This window comes from Streptomyces sp. N50 (assembly GCF_033335955.1).
Taxonomy (GTDB): Bacteria; Actinomycetota; Actinomycetes; order Streptomycetales; family Streptomycetaceae; genus Streptomyces.
The window spans coordinates 9,962,858-9,979,796 of record NZ_CP137549.1 but is presented as its reverse complement, the minus strand read 5'-3'; the positions used below and the strand labels follow the sequence as shown (position 1 = coordinate 9,979,796).

Here is a 16,939-nt window from a genome sequence, read left to right as displayed (position 1 = left end):
CCAAGACGTCAGTCAGGGGGTAGTGATGCCGGCCAGGGTGAGGAGCAGGTCCTTGACGTCGGTCGCCTCGATGTCGTCGCGGGCGGGACCGGGGCGCGAGCACAGCAGGACGGGGCTGTCCTGCGGGTCCTGCGGGAGGCGGCCGTGGCTGCCGCGCACGCCGGAGGGGTCCAGGGGGACCGTTTTGATGCGGTAGCGCAGGCCCGCCTTCTTGCGGGCGACCTGGCCGATGGCGCGTGCCTTCACGCCGGGCACGGTCGGGTCGTAGAGGAGTTCGGCGGGGTCGTAGCCGGGTTTGCGGTGGATCTCTACCTGGCGGGCGAAGTCCGGGGCGCGTTCGTCGTCCAGCCAGTAGTAGTACGTGAACCAGGCGTCCGGCTCCGCGATGGCGACCAGCTCGCCGGAGCGTTCGTGGTCCAGCCCGTGGAACGCCTTGCCCTTCTCGTCCAACACCTGCTCCACGCCCGGGAGTTCGGCGATGATGTCCGCCACCGCGTCCGTGTCGGCGGGGTCGCGGACGTAGACATGGGCGACCTGGTGGTCGGCGACCGCGAAGGCGCGGGAGGTCCACGGGTCGAGGTACTCCATGCCGTCCTGCGTGTGGACTTCGAGCAGCCCGGCCCGGCGCAGCGCGCGGTTGATGTCGACCGGGCGGGAGACGGGCGCGATGCCGTACTCGCTCAGGATCACGACCGTGGCGTCCTCGCGCCGGAAGTGGTCCAGCAGGGGGCGCAGCGCGTCGTCGAGCCGTCGGGCCTCGCGGGCGGACTGCGGTGAGCCGGGGCCGGAGCGCTGGGGTTCGTAGTCGAGGTGGGGGACGTAGACGAGGGTCAGGTCGGGGTGGTGTTCGTCGAAGATCTGGCGGGCCGCGGCCAGGATCCACTGGCTGGAGGGGATGCCCGCGTTGGGGCCCCAGTAGGTGAAGAGGGGGAACGGGCCGAGCCTGGTGGTGAGTTCGTCGTGCAGAGTGGGGGGCCAGGTGTAGCAGTCGGGTTCCTTGCGGCCGTCGGAGTAGTAGACGGGGCGCGGGGTGACGGTGAGGTCGACGTCGGCGCCCATGGCGTACCACCAGCAGACGTTGGCGACCTTGTAGTCGGGCTTGGCGCGGCGGGCGGTGTGCCACAGCTTCTCGCCGCCGACGAGAGCGTTGTGCTGGCGCCACAGCAGGACTTCGCCCAGGTCGCGGAAGTACCAGCCGTTGCCTACGACGCCGTGCTCGGCGGGCGGCGCGCCGGTGAGGAGGGTGGACTGCACCGAGCAGGTGACGGCGGGCAGCACGGGGTTGAGCCGGGCCTGGAAGCCCTGTGCCGCGAGGGCCGAGACGGCGGGCATGTGCTGTAGCAGGCGGGGGGTGAGGCCGGCGATGTCGAGAACGACCAGTCTCGTCATGAGACGGTCTCCTTTCGCGTGAGGGACTGGGGAAGCAGGCCGAGTTCCTCGAACCGGTCGCGGGTCCAGGCGAGTTCGGCGGCCAGGCCCGCGACGAGACCGGCGCGGTCGTGCGGGCGCAGGTGCTCGGGCAGGACGGACCAGGTGTAGGTCTCGACCTCGACGTGGTCGCAGACGGCGTGCGGGCCGCCGAGCAACTCACCGAGGGCGGTGGTCAGTTCGGTCGCCGTGGTGCGCAGCGGTGGTTCGGGCTCGGCGTGCAGCGGCGCGTGGAAGTGGACTCGCCAGGCGGATGCGGGGTCCAGTCCCCCGGCGAGGGCGTCCGGAAGGTCGTCCACGCCGGTGACGGCACCGCCGGGGGCCGTACGGGTCTGGTGCAGGAAGCGGGGTTCGGCGAACCGGGCGAGCGCCCGGCGCGCGGCCGGGTCGGCGGGATCGTCGGCCTGGAGGGCGCTGGACGCCTGGACCTTGACAACTGGGAGGCCGGCGTCGGTGAGGCGGCGCAGTGCCTGTGCCGGTTCTTCGAACTGCACGGCGAGATGGCAGGTGTCGAGGCAGGTGCCGAGCCGTTCGGGGTCCAGTCCGCCGAGTTCCCGGGCGGCCTGGACGGTGTTCTCCACCACGCATCCGGGCTCGGGCTCGAAGCCGACCCGAATCGTACGGCCCGTGTCGCGCTCCAACTGGGCCAGTTCTGCGCCGAGTTGTTCCAGGGCCCGGCGGGCGGTGTCGCGCGCGGCCGGTGGCCAGGGTGTGCGCCAGGCCAGGGGCAGGGTCGAGACGCTGCCGCGTCGCGCGTCGTCGGGCAGCAGTCCGGCGAGCACCCGGGCGCAGTCGACGGTGTAGTGCAGGCGGGCGGGGTCGGTCCAGTCGGGCAGGTAGACGTCCTTCTTGACCACCTCGCGGTGGAAACCGCCGTAGGGGAAGGCGTTGAGGGTGACGGTCTCCAGTCCGCGTGCGGTCAACTCGGTCCGCAGTCGGTGGACGGCGTCGGGCCGGGCGGACAGTTCGGTGACCACGTCTCGGGCCAGCCACAGGCCGATGCCGAGCAGGTCGGCGCCGAGTGATTCCCGTACGGGCTCGGCGTGGGAGGCGAGTTGGGCGATCACTCCGTCGAGGTCCTCGGCCTGGTGGACGTTGCTGCAATAGGCGAGGTGGACGGTCGTTCCGTCGGTGTGCCGGAAGCGCACGGCTGCCTCACTCCCCGCCGCGCTTGACCGAGTTGCCCTCGAACAGGGCCGTCTCGTCCGGCTTGACGTCCGCCAGGTCCAGTCGCCCGCTCTGCCCGTAGAAGGCCACCGGGTTGCCCCACATGACCTGGTCGACGGTGTCGGCGTCGAAGCCGGCGGCGAGCATCGCGTCGGCGGTCTTGCGGGTCTTGAGGGGGTCGCTGCGCCCCCAGTCGGCGGCCGAGTTGACGAGCATCCGCTCCGTGCCGTGTTCCTGGAGGATCCGCACCATGCGGTCCTCGCTCATCTTCGTGTGCGGGTAGATGGAGAAACCCATCCAGCAGCCGCTGTCGGCGACCATGGACACGGTGAGTTCGTTGAGGTGGTCGACGAGGACGTGCTCGGGCGGGATGCCGGACTCGCGGACCACGTCGAGGGTGCGGCGGGTACCGACGGCCTTGTCGCGGTGCGGAGTGTGGACGAGGACGGGCAGGTCGTGCTCGACGGCGAGTTCGAGCTGGCGGGCCAGGGCCTCGTCCTCCTCGCGCGTCATGGAGTCGTAGCCGATCTCGCCAACGGCCACCACCCCGTCCTTGGCCAGGTAGCGCGGCAGCACGTCCAACACCCCCGCGCAGCGCGGGTCGTTGGCCTCCTTGGGGTTGAGGGCGATCGTGCAGCGGTGCTGGATGCCGAACTGCGCGGCGCGGTACGGCTCCCAGCCGAGCAGCGCGTCGAAGTAGTCGGTGAAGCTGTCCACGGAGGTGCGGGGCTGGCCGAGCCAGAACGACGGCTCCACCACCGCCCGGACACCGGCCGCGTACATCACCTCGTAGTCGTCGGTGGTGCGCGAGGTCATGTGGATGTGGGGGTCGAAGATACGCATCATTCAGCTCCGGTGAAGGCGGCGAGCGCCGCTGCGGCGGCGGCTCGGCGGTCGGACGAGGACGAGGTGGCTTCCGCGGGCAGTCCCGAGGCCTCCAGCGCGCCGGGGTGCGCGCGCACGATCGGCCAGATGTCGGAGGGCACGTCACGGCCGGCGGCGACCCGTTCGTGGGCGAAGTCGGCCAGCATGCGGGCGAGTTCGCGGTCCGCGCGCTCCGTGAGGCCCGCCACCCGGTCAAGGGGGATGCCGCAGAAGACGCACTTCAGTACGGCGTGCCGGTAGCCGTCCTCATCCAGGTGCCGCGCGGCATAGGGGCCGAGGGCCGCCTCGATCAGGTCCGTGTCGTTGCCCCGCAGCGCCGCACGCACGAGGGGCACCCCCAGGTCGGCGAACGAGGCGTCCGCATCCTCCAGCAGCGCCAACGAGCGCAGCACCGCCCGCTGTTCGGCGCTGTCGCCGTACCGGTGCAGGGCGGTGATCTCCTCGGCGAGTGCCGCTCCGCGCAGCGGCAGGGCGGCGAGCAGCCGGGCTCGGGCGGCGTCGGCCACCGTCCAGCCGTCGACGAGCGGTCCGCGCCCGCAGCGCCGGCCGATGGCGGGGAAGACGGTGCGCACCGCTGTCGGGTCGTCGCCGACGCGGGCGACGGCATCCGCGAGCCAGCGCCGCGCCTCCGGTGTGAGGTGGTGGTCGAGGGCGGTAAGGATGGGTGGGGCCACCGCGCATGCCTCCTTCTGGATGCGTGTTCGACAACGGCTTTGTGGCAGTGGTGAGTTGGTGGTACGGCGCGAAGGGATGCAGCGCCGCGGCGTCAGACCGGCTCGGCGGCCTTGAGGAACTCCAGGGAGTGGCGGGCGACTTCGGGGGCGTTCAGGGACGCGCCCTGGATCTCCACCGAGACCGGTCCCTGGTAGCCCGAAGCCTTCAGGGCGGCCAGGACGGGCGGGAAGTCGATCTCGCCCGTGCCGAGTTCGAGGTGCTCGTGGACGCCGCGCCGCATGTCCTCGATCTGCACGTTCACCAGATACGGCGCCGCCAGTTCGACACAGCCCAGCAGAGGCAGGTCGTCGACACAGTGGGCGTGACCGATGTCGAGCGTGATGCCGAACAGGTCGGGGTCGCCCAGCCGGCGTCGTAGATCCACCACACGTTCCACGGTGTCGACGAACATGTACGGCTCGGGCTCGAACCCCAGCGCCACCCCGTACTCCTGGGCGATACCCAGGACTTCCTCGCAGCCGGCGACCAGCCGCTTCCAGGCCTCCCCCGCCGCCATACCCTCGGGTGCGGGGCCGCTGCACAACTGGACGGCCGGGGCGCCGAGGTCGGCCGCGATGCGCACCGCACGCGCCAGCAGGTCGACGCGCCGCCCGGCGTCCGTGGCCGACATCAGCGTGGGGACGTGCTTGCGCCACGGGTCCAGCAGATACGGCGCCCCCGTCTCCACCATCACCGCCAGGCCGAGCCGGTCCAACCGCCGTGCGAGACGAGCGACTTGACGAGGCAGGTCGGCGGCAAACGGGTCGAGGTGACCGTGGTCGAGCGTGAGGCCGACCGAGTCGTACCCCAGGTCGGCGAGCACACTCAGCACGTCGTCGAGCCGGTGGCAGCCGAAACCGTTGGTCCCGAAACCGAACCGGAGCCTCCCGGGCGGACCGGGTATCGGGCTCACGTCGGTGACACCTTCCGGGCGAGCCTGCGCGCCAGCGGATGCGCCACGGCCAGCACACCGGCCAGGCCCGTGCCACCGCCGGCGGCGGTGAGCGCGGCTTGGAGGGGCAGCAGCGACATGATCCCGGTGCCGACGGCCTGCCGCACGTTCGCGGCCGACGGCTCGCGCGCGGCCCGCGCCTGCGCCGTGCCGTACGAGGCGATATAGCCGAGCGCTCCGACAGCGGCACCGACCCGCGCCGCCCGGCCGCCCCGACGCAGAGCGGGAAGCGCGGCGGCGGCAAAGGCGGTTGCCGTACTGCCGGCCAGGGTGGCGACGGGTACGGCACGCGGCGCGCCGGACACCTCGTGGCGGCTGAGCGCGGTGACGGTGTAGGTGTGCGCGCCGACCAGCAGGGCGGCCGGCACCGCGGTCGCCCGGCGCCCTGGCTCCGCGCCGGCCAGCACGTTCAGCGTCCGTGCGCCCGCCATCGCGGCGGGACCGGCGGGTGTGGACTTCAGACCCAGGTCGTACGCCCATACCAGTCCGGTCAGGGGAAGCGTCACACTCAACGCCCGCCGGCCGCCCGCCAGGGCGGCGAGGCCGAGGCCCGCAGCCGTGAGGCCGCACGCGGTGGCCAGCGCGGTACGGCGGGCAACCCGCCCGGCGGGTATGGGACGTTCGGGGCGCTCCACCGCGTCGACGGTCGCGTCCGCGTAGTCGTTGAGCGCCATTCCGGCCCAGTAGAGGGCGACGGACGACGCCATCGTGGCGACAATACGGGGCCGGGGCGTCCCACCCGCAGCGACAGCACCGGCAAGGACGTCACCGGGAACGCTGAGGGCGGCGGGAAATCGGATCAGGTTTGCCAGATCAGCAAGACCGGGAGAAGGACGGAACTCTTTCGGGCCTTTCATGATCGGACCCTAATGCGAGTACTTGAACCTTCATGCATAATTCCGCCCTCATCTTTGTGAAGAAATCGTGCAACCTCGAACTGAATAGCCGTCAGGCCGCCGGTTGTACGAGGCCGGATTCGTAGGCGTAGGTCACCGCCTGGACGCGGGAGCGGGCCCGGATCTTGGCGAGGATGTGGCTGACGTGTGATTTGACGGTGGCCGGCGCGATGCACAGCCGGGCGGCGATCTCGGCGTTGGACCAGCCCGAGGCGACGGCGAGGAGGACGTCGCGTTCGCGTCCGGTGAAGGCGTCGGACCCGGTGTGCTGGTCAAGGGGGTAGGGGGTGCGCTGTTCGCGGACGGCGTCGATGAGCGCGCGGGTCAGGCCGGGGGTGATGACGGCGTCTCCGGTGGCGACGATGCGGACAGCGGCGGTGAGTTGGTCCGGGCCGGCGTCGTGCGGGAGGACTCCCCCGGCTCCGGCGCGCAGGGCGGCTTGGGCGTGTCCCTCGCGACCGGTCGAGGCCAGGACCAGGACGCGGGGCGGGACCTGATCCACTCCGGCGGAGTCGGGGAGAAGGCGTACGGATCGGGTGATGCGTCGGATGGCCTCGATGCCCTCCGCGTCGAGAGGAGGGATGGCCATCAGGACGACGTCAGGCCGCAGCGAAACGCTCAGGCGGACCGCCTCGGCTCCTCTGGCCGCTTCGCCGACGACGGTCAGGTCGGGCTCGGCGGTCAGGAGCATACGGAGGCCGACTCGCTGCAAGGACTGGTCGCTGACGATGAGTACGGAGGCCATGCCGGTCGTTCTCCTTGCCGGGTGTGGGGGATGCGACGTCAGCGACGACAGTGCTCGGGTGCCGGGCCGAGGCGACCCGCCGGGTTGGCGGGCGGGCCGTCTCGGGGGGGGCGGTCGGTCGCGGCCCGTCGGGGTCCTACATGTGGACGACGGGCGCCGCGTCCGGGTCGTGGGTAGGTACACCTCGGCGGTAGAGGACGACGCTGATGACCAGACCGACGGCGAAGAAGGCGGCCGACCACCAGTAGGCGGTGGAGTAGCCCTCCAGGCCGGCCTTGGCCTGGACGACCGGGTCCGCCGGGTTCTTGCCGTCGAGGTAGTTGGTGACAGCGCTGGAGAAGAGGGTGTTGAGCAGGGCGGTGCCGAGGGAGCCGCCGACCTGCTGCATGGTGTTGACGGCGGCGGAGGCCACGCCGGCATCCTCGGCACCCACTCCCGCAGTGGCCAGACTCATGGCCGGGGCCATCACCAGGCCGAGGCCGAGACCCGCCACGACCAGCGGGGGCATGATGTCGGTGGCATAGCTGCTGTTCAGGTCGAGCCCGGTGAGCCAGACCATGCCGGCGGTGGCGAGCCCCATACCCAGCGGCACGATCGCCTTGGGGCCTATACGGGGGATCAGCACGGTGGTGGCAAGGGTGGAGGCGAGCATGAGACCGGCGACCATGGGCAGGAACGCCAGTCCGGTCTTGACGGGCGTGTAGCCCAGGCTCTGCTGGAGGTAGTAGGTCAGGAACAGGAAGACACCGAACATGCCGGCGCCGGTGATCAGAACGGAGATGAAGGAGGCGCCGCGATTGCGGTCGAGCAGGACCCGCAGCGGCAGCAGGGGGTGGGCGGCGCGAGTCTGCCACCAGGCGAAGACGGTGAGCAGCACCGCTCCGGCGACGAGGAAGAGCCACGTCTGCGGAGAGCTCCAGTCATGGCTCTCGGCATTGGAGAAGCCGTAGACCACGCAGAACAGGCCGCTGATGACCAGGAGCGCGCCGGGGATGTCGAGGGTGGCGGACTTGTCGCGGGTGGTGCGCTGCAGCAGGATCACACCGCCGACGAAGGCGACCGCGGCGAAGGCGAGGTTGACGTACAGCGTCCAGCGCCAGTCGAGGTACTCGGTCAGCACGCCGCCCAGCAGCAACCCGATGGCTCCGCCGGCGCCGGCGATGGCGCCGAACACACCGAAGGCCTTGGCGCGTTCCTTGGGATCGGTGAAGGTCGTGGTCAACAAGGACAGGGCGGCCGGGGCGAGCAGGGCGCCGAACAGGCCCTGCCCGGCGCGGGCGACGACGAGCATCTCGAAGCTGGTGGCGGCGCCGCCCAGCGCGGAGGTGCCGGCGAAGCCGACCAGCCCGACCAGGAAGGTCATCTTGCGGCCGAAGAGGTCGCCTATGCGTCCCCCGAGCAGGAGCAGGCTGCCGAAGGCGAGGGCGTAGGCGGTGACCACCCACTGCCGGTCACCGTCGGAGAAGCCAAGGTCCTTCTGGGCCGAGGGCAGTGCGATGTTCACGATCGTCGCGTCCAGCACCACCATGAGCTGGGCCAGGCCGATGACGACAAGGATCCACCAGCGGTGGCGAGGCGGTGCGTCGGCAGACGGAAGGGCGGACACGGTGGCAACGTTCGACGTGTCGGCGGGTGTTCGAGACATGACTAAGACTCCAGAACCGGGCGAAAGGATAGGGCGGTTGGGCAGTGCGGGGGCAGGCAGAAGGGACGTGTGGCGGCTGCGGACGGCTACTGTCCGCCGGTGAGCTCGACGTAGGTGGTGCCGGTGACCGTGCGGTGGCCGTAGGTACCGGTGACGGCGGCGCTGCCTTCGTAGCGAGGCCCGGGGACCGTCAGTTCCTGGTCCTTGGCGTAGGTCTTGACGTTCAGCTGGGCGTGCTCGCCCCGGATGGTGACCTTCCAGCGGGTGGGGTACTTCTTGCCGGTGGTCGGGCTGGTCCAGAGGGTGGAGCTGTCGGGTGTGAGGGTCGCCTCGGCGACGGTCTGGGTACCGTCGGGCTTCTGGACGGTCGCCCAGGTGTTCTCCTTGTTCTCCTTCGTCTTCCAGAGGCTGACCTCGTCGCCGTTGGAAAGGTCGAGATTCATCCAGGACCATGAGGCATTGCCTGCGGCGATGTCGGGAAGGGGCCCCCACTGGTGGTCCAGCCAGGACTGCCCGCGGACCTTTTCGGTGCGGCCGTTCAGGGTCAACGTCCCCGAGGTCTGCATGGTGGGGAAGGCGTATTCGTAGTTCGGGTACTTGGCGTCGCCGAACATGGGGAAGTAGCCCGTCCCCATGTTGTAGAGAACGTTGCCCTGCGGCAGGAAGGTGACGTCGATGGTCCCCTCGGGGACCTTGGCGTGCAGCTTCTGCTCCTTGGCGTCGCCGGTCCAGCTGATGTTGCCGGTGTGGATGTCCACGCCCTGCTTGTCGGACAGACCCGTGCGGGGCGGAAGAGCGATCTCCGACTTGGTGTACCAGCCGGTGTCCTCGTCGGTGAGCGAGACGGTCGAGAGGGTGTGCCCCGTCTTGGCGTCGCCGGAAGTCAGGTGGTTGGCCATGAATCCGTAGTGGTGGCCTCCGGCGGTCACGTGGGCGGTGACGTACCAGGACTCGTTGAGCCGGTCGGAGTGGGCGGTGAGGTCCGCGGCAGGGTCGACGGCGACCGGGAGGCTGGTCTGCCTCAGTCCCTGCCCGGAGGTTGTGGTCGCGGTGGCCGTTCCGCCCGAGGCGAGGGCGAGCGAGGCGATGAGTGTGGCGGTGACGGCGGTCGCGCCGACAGTGGTCTTGCGCATGATGACTCCTTGTGCAGATGTCCTGGACGGATTGCACGGAGATGAACTGTACGAAACTGTTTCGTACTCTCGATGAATGCAGTTGTGGGCAGAGGGAAAACCTGCTGACGCCGGATGGACGCCGTGCCGGCTCGTCGGCGGGCGGCGCGTGCCCTCGGGCGCTTCGCATCAGCCACCCGAAAGAAATATCCAACACCCGTAGGATTACCGATTCGGTGGCCCGTGTCAAGCCGGTGTCCGGGCAGCGATCGCGACCACCACGCGACGCCCGGGGCGTCCCGGCGCGGATTCCGGACGTGCTGCTGCGGGGTGTCACGACTGATGCAGGAGCCGCTCGCCCGGCGAACGTGACCCAGTAGCCGTACTGGAGGCGATAGGGCAGCTCGACGCCGTGCGCCGAACCCATCTGGGAATATGTCGGCGTCCGACTGCGGCACACGGGATCCCCGGGAACTGACCCTGGCAGCGCTCCTGCCCCCGCGCACCGAGCCGCCGTGGGTCCTCACCAGGCGCGGCGCTCCCCTCCGGCGAGGCGTGCACCGCCCTTCTCCGCTCGGCGGGCAAGGCCCCCTCAGGCGTTTCGTGCCTGCCAGGTGCGCACGTAGGCGCGGCCGTAGTCGTTGCCGTGCGGAGTACGCAGCACGGTGTGGATGTGGAAGGGCTTGGGGGTGTCGTAGTCGAGGAAGACGCCGCAGTGGTGGTCGAGTTCGGCGATGAGTACCGGCGACTGGAGACGGTAGTAGAAGACGTCGCCGACCTCGTGCCCGCCGATCCAGCTGAACCACGTCTCGTCGAGGTGGTCGCGGATCTCGCGCATCCGGGCCGCGCGCGGGCCGTCGGGCAGCAGGGACACGAACGACTCGGTGATCAACAGGAGGATCTGCCGGGCCTGTTCGGGCATGTCCGCGGCCCGCAGGCCCTCGGCCGGAATCACCCGGTTGTCCTGGAAGGCGCCGGCGAGGTGCCGTTCGTCGCCGGGGTGGATGCGGCCGGGCGGCATGGCGGGGTCGACCATGCGCTCGTACACGGTCGCGGTGGCGCGCTGATCCAAAGGAAGTGCGGCCATCAGGTCCGTGCCGAGCCGGATCCGGTCGGTCAGGGCCACCGTGCCGGCGTGGGGGCCGTCGTCGATCTCGTTGGGTTCGGCGCCGAGGAACGCGGGACTGACGACCATGCGCCCCTCGACGACAAGGCAGTGGACGGCGCAGTGGTGGCCGAAGAGCTGCCAGCCCCACGGGGCGGTGGGGTCGGGATCGCCGTAGAGCGCGAAGTTATAGCTGAACTCGTTGAGGATGCTCTGCAGGCCCACGACCTCGCCGAGGAAGCCGTTGATCAGCATCATGTCGTGGACCAGGCGGAAGCCCTCAGGGCTCAGCGACGCCTCCACCAGGGCGAGGGCCTTCTTGCGGACCTCCGGTGGCTGAAACTCCAGGCGGACACCGGTGTCGAACTGCAGGAACTCCGGGTTGGCCCAGGTCTGCCACTCGACCCCGTCCACCGGGTGGCACAGCTTGGCACGGGCGTCCTCGTCGAGCGCCGCCAGCAGGTCCCGCGCTGCGGCGACCATGTCGGCGACGGGAGCCTCCTCGCCGGGGCGGGCGGGTTCCCAGGCGTGCACCTCGGGCCGTGGCGTGCCGTACTCGCTCACTCCACGGAAATCGGCGAACTGGAGGGGTTTCCAGCCGCGGATCAGCTCGCCGGTGAACGGGTTCGCTTTGGCCGCCTCCCGGTATGCGTAGGCGTCCAGGCCTCTGATCGAGGACAGGCGCGGTGAGTCGGACGGGTAGAGGTACTTGCGGTACTCGGCTGATGGCATGACAGCTCCGGTGACCCCGTACGTTCAGTCGGTGTGGTTATGGCGTGCGACGGCCGCGCGAACGGCGCCCTCGTCCCCGGCGGCGATCGCCTCCACCAGGTCGGCGTGGGTCCGCAGCCGCCTGGCCCGGTAGGCGTCGGCGTCCCGGTCGGCGGCGCACGCGGTGGACGACGTGAGATGCCCCAGCGTGCCGATGTAGACCGCGCGGGCCATGGCGTTCGGGCACAGCCGCGCGATGCGCTCGTGCAGGGCCCAGTTAGCGCGCATGAATCCGTCCCAGTCCGGCGCGGCCGCCATCTCGTCCAGGCAGGCCCGCAGCGGCGGGATGTCGCCCGCACCCGCGCATCGGGCGGCGCCGACGGCGACGAGTTCCTCCAGGTGGTTGCGGATCTCGATGGCGTCCGCCACCGTGTCCGGTTCTCCCGCGACGCTCAGCAGGGTGTGCCGCAGGCGCACGACCGGGCTCTGGTCCGCGACGAACAGTCCGCCACCGCGACCGGGGCGGATCTCGACCACGCCACGGTCGCGCAGGAGCCGGATGGCCTCGCTGACCGTGGCGCGTGCCAGACCCGACTCCTGCCGGACCTCCTCGATGGTGCCGATCGCGGAGCCGGGACTCAGTTCGCGGACGCGGTCTTCGAGGGCGTCGGCGAGTCGGTCGGCCCGGCTGCCGCCGGGGGCGCGCAGGCCGGCCAGCAGGGCGCGGTTCTCGGTGACCATGACGTCATTCAATCACAAAGATTATAACCTTTAGAAGCTATGGCTTGCTGTCTTCCCGAGCGGAGAAGTGCGGATGCAGATCGTCGGAATGGCATACGGCCACGAGGTGCGGGTTGCGAACCTCTCGCCGGACGGCGACCGACTCACCGTGGTGGCCGGGCTGCGGGAGTTCTGGGCCGACCCCGAAGGATGGCTGGCCCGCCCCCCGACCGGTGAGGTGGTGTCCGCGGGTGAGGCGCGCCTGGTGCCGCCTGTGCTGCCGGAGGCACAGATGCTGTGCGTCGGTCTGAACTACCTCGAGCACGCGGCCGAAGGGTCCTACCGCGACCGGGAACTGCCCGAGCACCCCACGCTGTTCGCGCGGTGGACGCGATCGCTGACGGTCGGCGGGGCCGAGATCCCCGTGCCCTCCCCCGAGGACGGTCTCGACTGGGAGAGCGAGATCGTGGCCTGGGTGGGCCGACGCCTGGTGGACGCGGACCCCGCCGAGGCGCTCGATGCGGTGGTCGGCTACTCGACATTCAACGACGTCACCGCGCGGCGGGCGCAGAAACTGACCTCGCAGTGGACCCTCGGGAAGAACGCCGACCGCTCCGGCCCGCTGGGCCCCATGGTGCCCGCCGGCGAGGTGGGCGACCTGCGGGACGGGCTGCGGGTGCGGACCCGGGTCAACGGCACGATCGTCCAGGACGCCTCAACCAGCCAGATGATCCACCACGTGGGCGAGACGCTGGCCCACATCTCGCGCACCCTCACGCTGCGCCCCGGTGACCTGCTGGCCACCGGGACCCCGTCCGGTGTCGGCTACGCCCGCACACCGCCCTGGCTGCTGCGGCCCGGCGACGCGGTGGAGGTCGAGGTCGAGCGCCTCGGGATCCTCCGCAACACGATCGTGGGCGGGGACCACCGCCACAAACCCCCACTGCCGACCCATTATGCGGTTAACTGAACCACTATACGGACCGAAGGGCCACAACTACGATCAGAAGCACTCCCCATAGCGTCCTCACTACGATGACGGGGTCCACCACCGAAGGAGAGAGCGTGAGTGAGTCGTCGGGCACCCGGCAGGGAATGCAGTCGGTGCTGCGATCCCTCGATGTCCTCGAGGCCGTCGCCCGGTCGCAGCCCGTCGGCATCAGCGCCCTCGCGAGGTCGCTGCAGATCCCCAAGGCGACGGTCCACAGGATCCTGCGTACTCTCGGCGAGGCGGGCTGGCTGGCCCCGCAGGGGGCACCGGGCGAACAGCGCTGGGTCCTGACCGCCCGGGCTCTCGCGGTCGGCGCGAGGGTCATGACTCAGGACGACCTCCGCGAACGTGCCCGCCCCATCCTCGAAGAGCTCGGCCGGCAAACGGACGAGAACATCCACCTGTCCGTCCCGGACGGCGATTCGCTGGTCCTGATCGACAAGGTGCCGTCCACCCGGCCCGTTCAAACGGTTGCGCAGGTCGGCGAGCGGGTTCCCATGGTCCTTACAGCGTCGGGGTGGGCCTACCTCTCCCACCTCCTGGCTGCGGAGCGGGCCGCCCGCATCCCGCCCGTCGTCGAGCTGGCCACCGGCGCACGCCTTACCCGCAAGGAGGTTCTCGCCGAGCTGGAGACCGTCGCGGGACGGGGTTTCGCCGTCAACCCGGGGCGGTGGCGACCGGACGTCTCCGCGGTCGGTTCGGCCATCGACGATCGCCAGGGACAACCCGTGGCCGCCCTGTCGATCTCGTTGCCCAGCTACCGGCTCACCGACGATCTCCACGAGCCCTACGGGCAGTTGGTGATGGCGGCGACCGAGCGGATCGCGGCGGAACTGGCGCGCCGCTGACGAACGCGTCAGAAATTCGGGACCTGCCTCATGACTCGAACGAGGTCGGAACGACAGGGCAACTGGTCAGCAGCGCGGGCATGATGGCCAGGTCGATGTAGCGCGTTGCGTAGTCCATGTCGAGGAAGACGCCCTCCGTCAGCGGTCGGCCCATCAACATGACGAACATCAGCTGCGGCAGGAACTCGACGGCGGCCGGCCGGGCGGTCAGTTCACCGCGCCGGACGGCCCGTTCCACGAATCCGTCCAACGCGGCGGACTCGGGTTCGACGAGCGACGTGCGCATGGCCGAGGCGAGCTCCGGGTCGACGAGCACGGCGTGGGCGAGCGCCGTCAACAACTCGGTGTCCCGCTGCACATCCGCCACCAGCTGGCCGCACAGGGCCAGCAGGTCACCGCGCAACGTGCCGGTGTCGATCGCGCCTGTGTCCACCCGCCGCGTGGCGTGCAGCGCCGCCACGATCAGCTGCGGCTTGCCACGCCAAATGCGGTACAGCGTGGCCTTGCTGCAGCGGGCCCGCACCGCCACCGCGTCCATGGTCATGGCCTCATAGCCCTCCTCTCGCATCACGTCGAGGGCGGTGGTGAGCAGTTCGACCCAGCGCTCGGCCGTCATTCGCTTGCGGCGGACCGGCTGCTCCTGCATACGAGGACCTCACCGTCTGCTCGTGGCAGAACCGACCCGGTTCGTGACGAAGGCCTCGACGAGATCGACGACTTCCTCCGGTGCGGTGTTCTGCAGGTCGTGCCCGCCGCCGGGAACCAGCCGGAACTCCCCCTCGGGCAGGACCGCGCGGAAGGTCTCCTCCAGGGACGGCTTCAGGACCTCGTCGTCGGTGCCGAGAAGCCCCAGTACCGGGATCCCGCGCTCACGTACGACGGCGATCGCCTCGGTGGCGTCCAGGTCCGGGGGTGTCTGCTGGATCATCCGCATCCGGTTCGCCATCTGGTGCGCGACGTACGCGGGGGTGGCCCACGGCTTGTTGGGGTGGATCGCGGGAGCGCCGGTCGGCAGAGGGTGACGGTCCTCCGGTCGGCTCGGCGCCATGGACGCTTCGAGGATGATGCCCTGCACCCGGTCCGGAATCCTCGCGGCCATGTGCAGCGCGTTGGCGCCGCCCATGGAGGTGGCCAGCAGGACGAACGGCCCGTCGACAAGGTGCCCGACCGCCTCGGCCAGCACCCCACCGATCTCGCTCTGGGACAACGGCCGGGACACGTCCGTCTGGTCGCCCCAGCCCGGGGGTTGATCTCCACGACCCGGTACCGCTCGGCCAGGCGGTCCTTGGCGGTGGACATCTCCAGGCCGGCGGAACCGGGCAGCGACACGATGGTGCCGAGAGGGGCCGCGGGGGCGGCTTCGGCGTAGTGCAGGGTGAATTCGCCGGCCGGGACCGTCGCCCGGGTGAAGGCGGCTCCGGGCTGCGGGACGGATGGCTGCGTGGCGGAGGAGGCAGGGGGTTCGGTCCGGGTCAGCGCGGCGGCCAGGGCGTCGATCAGTGCGGGAAGGTCCTCAGCCGTCGCCGCCGTACCGAAGAGGTAGAAGTCCGGGCGGCTGAGGTAGGCGACCAGGCCGTTCTCGTCCAGGAAGCTTCGGTAGGTGCCGTCGATGTCCTCGACGTCGTCCGGACCGAGGACGACGACATGAACGCCCAGTCGCTCCAACAGGTCGGTGTGGGTCGGTGTCAGCAACTCCGCGACCGGGACCCGGCTGACCAGTTGGAACCCGAAGCCGACGAGATCGTCGAGCAACCCGCTGCGCTCCCCGATACGTACGCGCCCCTGCGGACTCAGCGAGCCGGCCAGCGGAGCCAGGTCGCCCTCGGGCGTGTCCCGCAGGAATCCGGTCGTCAGTGAAGACGCGGCCGGGAGCGGCGCCTCGCCGGTGCGCAGGAAGGCGTCGCGGGCGGCGGCTCTGTCCGGGTCCGACTCCGCGGCCAGGGCCCACCCCATCAGCGAAGCCTGGATGATGGGGGCGACATGGGCGAGCCGCTCCGGCCCATAGGTGTCGAGAACCGAGTCGGAGGTCAGGCCGTCGAGCACGAGGCCGAGACGCCACGCGAGGTTGATGGCGTCCCGCATGGCGCTGCATGACCCCTGCGCCCCGGCAGGGGTCATGAGATGGGCGGCGTCACCGCCGAGGAAGACGTTGCCCACCCGCATCCGGTCGGCGATCTGGGAGCGGAACCGGTAGTTGACCTGCCGTGTGACGCGCACCGACCGCGCTTCGATGCCGGTCTTGTCCCGCAGGAAACCCAGTGCGTGCTCGTGGGTGCGGACCTCGGCGGGGTCGTCGGGCAGCAGCCTCATGTCGATGCGACAACGCCGGTCGCCGTTCGGGCCCCAGTAATAGGCACGGGGGACTTCCAGGTGGAGCTCGGTCGACGGAGTGGCGACCTCGGGATCGACGATGTCGTAGTCCGTCATCAGCCACTCGTCGTCATGGCGATGGATCACGTCCATCCGGATGCCGACCGCATCCCGGACGAAGCTCGATCCCCCGTCCATGCCCACGGCGTAGCGGGCGTTCACGCGGATCTGCTCGCCGTCCGCGTCCCTGACAGCGGTGACGACGACCCGGTCACCGAGGTCCTCGACACCGGTGGCAGGCGTGCCCCAGTGGACCTGCACCGACGGGGAGGCGTCCACGCGGGCGTGCATGGCGGCTTCGATGTTGGGCTGGTGAAGGCTGAGGTGGAGCGGGTGGCCGCACACCGTCCTGTTCCAGTCGCCCACGAGAGCCAGCTTGCCGTCGGCGCCGTAGAGGCTCACGCTCGCCTGGGGCACCGAGTCCTTGAGCGCTGCGGCCGGGTCCGCGGCGTGTTGCAGGACACGGGCGATCTCGCCGTCGAGCGTGCTCATCCGGGGCAGGTTGTAGGGGGCCGGGAACTTCTCCAGCACGGCCACCTTGTGGCCTCGCTGTCCCAGGAGGGAAGCCAGTACGGCACCTCCCGGTCCGTATCCGACGATGACGACATCGACATTGATGTCCATAGCGGCTCCTGATGTGGCGTGCGTGG

15 protein-coding genes and 1 pseudogene are annotated in these 16,939 nt (G+C 70.3%); 2 read left to right on the top strand and 14 right to left on the bottom strand.

Annotation, left to right across the window (positions count from 1 at the left end; genetic code table 11):
* Positions 1–12: 12 nt before the first annotated feature.
* The 11 genes from R2B38_RS44340 to R2B38_RS44290 form a co-directional block, all read right to left on the bottom strand.
* Positions 13–1,389: an alkaline phosphatase family protein gene (locus tag R2B38_RS44340; RefSeq protein ID WP_318021491.1), complete on the bottom strand. Its 1,377-nt coding sequence runs from the start codon at positions 1,387–1,389 to the stop codon at positions 13–15.
* Positions 1,386–2,576: a metabolite traffic protein EboE gene (eboE, locus tag R2B38_RS44335; protein ID WP_318021490.1), complete on the bottom strand. Its 1,191-nt coding sequence runs from the start codon at positions 2,574–2,576 to the stop codon at positions 1,386–1,388. Before eboE ends, R2B38_RS44340 begins: the two co-directional genes overlap by 4 nt.
* A gap of 7 nt (positions 2,577–2,583) precedes the next feature.
* Complete coding sequence (locus R2B38_RS44330) at positions 2,584–3,438, bottom strand: TatD family hydrolase (protein ID WP_318021489.1); 855 nt, start codon at positions 3,436–3,438, stop codon at positions 2,584–2,586.
* Positions 3,438–4,154: an EboA domain-containing protein gene (locus R2B38_RS44325; protein WP_318021488.1), complete on the bottom strand. Its 717-nt coding sequence runs from the start codon at positions 4,152–4,154 to the stop codon at positions 3,438–3,440. Before R2B38_RS44325 ends, R2B38_RS44330 begins: the two co-directional genes overlap by 1 nt.
* A gap of 92 nt (positions 4,155–4,246) precedes the next feature.
* Positions 4,247–5,107: a sugar phosphate isomerase/epimerase family protein gene (locus tag R2B38_RS44320; RefSeq protein WP_318021487.1), complete on the bottom strand. Its 861-nt coding sequence runs from the start codon at positions 5,105–5,107 to the stop codon at positions 4,247–4,249.
* Positions 5,104–6,003: an SCO3242 family prenyltransferase gene (locus tag R2B38_RS44315; RefSeq protein WP_318021486.1), complete on the bottom strand. Its 900-nt coding sequence runs from the start codon at positions 6,001–6,003 to the stop codon at positions 5,104–5,106. Before R2B38_RS44315 ends, R2B38_RS44320 begins: the two co-directional genes overlap by 4 nt.
* Before the next feature lie 91 nt (positions 6,004–6,094).
* On the bottom strand, positions 6,095–6,787 hold the full coding sequence (locus R2B38_RS44310; protein WP_318021485.1) for a response regulator transcription factor: 693 nt from the start codon (positions 6,785–6,787) through the stop codon (positions 6,095–6,097).
* A gap of 136 nt (positions 6,788–6,923) precedes the next feature.
* Positions 6,924–8,432, bottom strand: coding sequence for an MFS transporter (locus R2B38_RS44305; RefSeq protein WP_318021484.1), 1,509 nt, complete (start codon positions 8,430–8,432; stop codon positions 6,924–6,926).
* A gap of 86 nt (positions 8,433–8,518) precedes the next feature.
* Entirely contained in the window at positions 8,519–9,565 is a 1,047-nt protein-coding gene (locus R2B38_RS44300; RefSeq protein ID WP_318021483.1) for a lipocalin family protein, read from the bottom strand.
* Between the two features lie 571 nt (positions 9,566–10,136).
* Entirely contained in the window at positions 10,137–11,381 is a 1,245-nt protein-coding gene (locus R2B38_RS44295; protein WP_318021482.1) for a DUF3500 domain-containing protein, read from the bottom strand.
* 24 nt (positions 11,382–11,405) lie between these two features.
* Positions 11,406–12,101: a FadR/GntR family transcriptional regulator gene (locus R2B38_RS44290; protein WP_318021481.1), complete on the bottom strand. Its 696-nt coding sequence runs from the start codon at positions 12,099–12,101 to the stop codon at positions 11,406–11,408.
* A gap of 73 nt (positions 12,102–12,174) precedes the next feature.
* On the opposite strand from R2B38_RS44290, the gene R2B38_RS44285 reads away from it, so the two are divergent.
* Entirely contained in the window at positions 12,175–13,050 is an 876-nt protein-coding gene (locus R2B38_RS44285; protein WP_318021480.1) for a fumarylacetoacetate hydrolase family protein, read from the top strand.
* Between the two features lie 95 nt (positions 13,051–13,145).
* Complete coding sequence (locus R2B38_RS44280) at positions 13,146–13,919, top strand: IclR family transcriptional regulator (RefSeq protein ID WP_318021479.1); 774 nt, start codon at positions 13,146–13,148, stop codon at positions 13,917–13,919.
* A 28-nt stretch (positions 13,920–13,947) separates the two neighbouring features.
* Here R2B38_RS44280 and R2B38_RS44275 read toward each other — a convergent pair whose 3' ends face one another.
* The 3 genes and pseudogenes from R2B38_RS44275 to R2B38_RS44265 form a co-directional block, all read right to left on the bottom strand.
* Positions 13,948–14,565 carry a TetR/AcrR family transcriptional regulator gene (locus R2B38_RS44275; RefSeq protein WP_318021478.1) on the bottom strand — a complete coding sequence of 206 codons (618 nt, stop codon included), beginning with the start codon at positions 14,563–14,565 and terminating at the stop codon, positions 13,948–13,950.
* Positions 14,566–14,574: 9 nt separating this feature from the next.
* A complete protein-coding gene (locus tag R2B38_RS44270) occupies positions 14,575–15,138 on the bottom strand; it encodes an alpha/beta hydrolase (RefSeq protein WP_318021477.1) in 564 nt (187 codons plus the stop codon).
* A 257-nt stretch (positions 15,139–15,395) separates the two neighbouring features.
* Positions 15,396–16,913: pseudogene (locus R2B38_RS44265) on the bottom strand (bifunctional 3-(3-hydroxy-phenyl)propionate/3-hydroxycinnamic acid hydroxylase); the annotation flags it as partial.
* Between the last annotated feature and the right edge of the window lie 26 nt (positions 16,914–16,939).

Bases quoted from the DNA above. Each gene is read 5' to 3' on its own strand.
- R2B38_RS44295 (WP_318021482.1), bottom strand. From the start codon at position 11,381: ATGCCATCAGCCGAGTACCGCAAGTACCTCTACCCGTCCGACTCACCG.
- R2B38_RS44275 (WP_318021478.1), bottom strand. From the start codon at position 14,565: ATGCAGGAGCAGCCGGTCCGCCGCAAGCGAATGACGGCCGAGCGCTGG.
- R2B38_RS44315 (WP_318021486.1), bottom strand. From the start codon at position 6,003: ATGAAAGGCCCGAAAGAGTTCCGTCCTTCTCCCGGTCTTGCTGATCTG.
- R2B38_RS44340 (WP_318021491.1), bottom strand. From the start codon at position 1,389: ATGACGAGACTGGTCGTTCTCGACATCGCCGGCCTCACCCCCCGCCTG.
- R2B38_RS44300 (WP_318021483.1), bottom strand. From the start codon at position 9,565: ATGCGCAAGACCACTGTCGGCGCGACCGCCGTCACCGCCACACTCATC.
- R2B38_RS44305 (WP_318021484.1), bottom strand. From the start codon at position 8,432: ATGTCTCGAACACCCGCCGACACGTCGAACGTTGCCACCGTGTCCGCC.
- R2B38_RS44330 (WP_318021489.1), bottom strand. From the start codon at position 3,438: ATGCGTATCTTCGACCCCCACATCCACATGACCTCGCGCACCACCGAC.
- R2B38_RS44285 (WP_318021480.1), top strand. From the start codon at position 12,175: ATGCAGATCGTCGGAATGGCATACGGCCACGAGGTGCGGGTTGCGAAC.
- R2B38_RS44310 (WP_318021485.1), bottom strand. From the start codon at position 6,787: ATGGCCTCCGTACTCATCGTCAGCGACCAGTCCTTGCAGCGAGTCGGC.
- R2B38_RS44290 (WP_318021481.1), bottom strand. From the start codon at position 12,101: ATGGTCACCGAGAACCGCGCCCTGCTGGCCGGCCTGCGCGCCCCCGGC.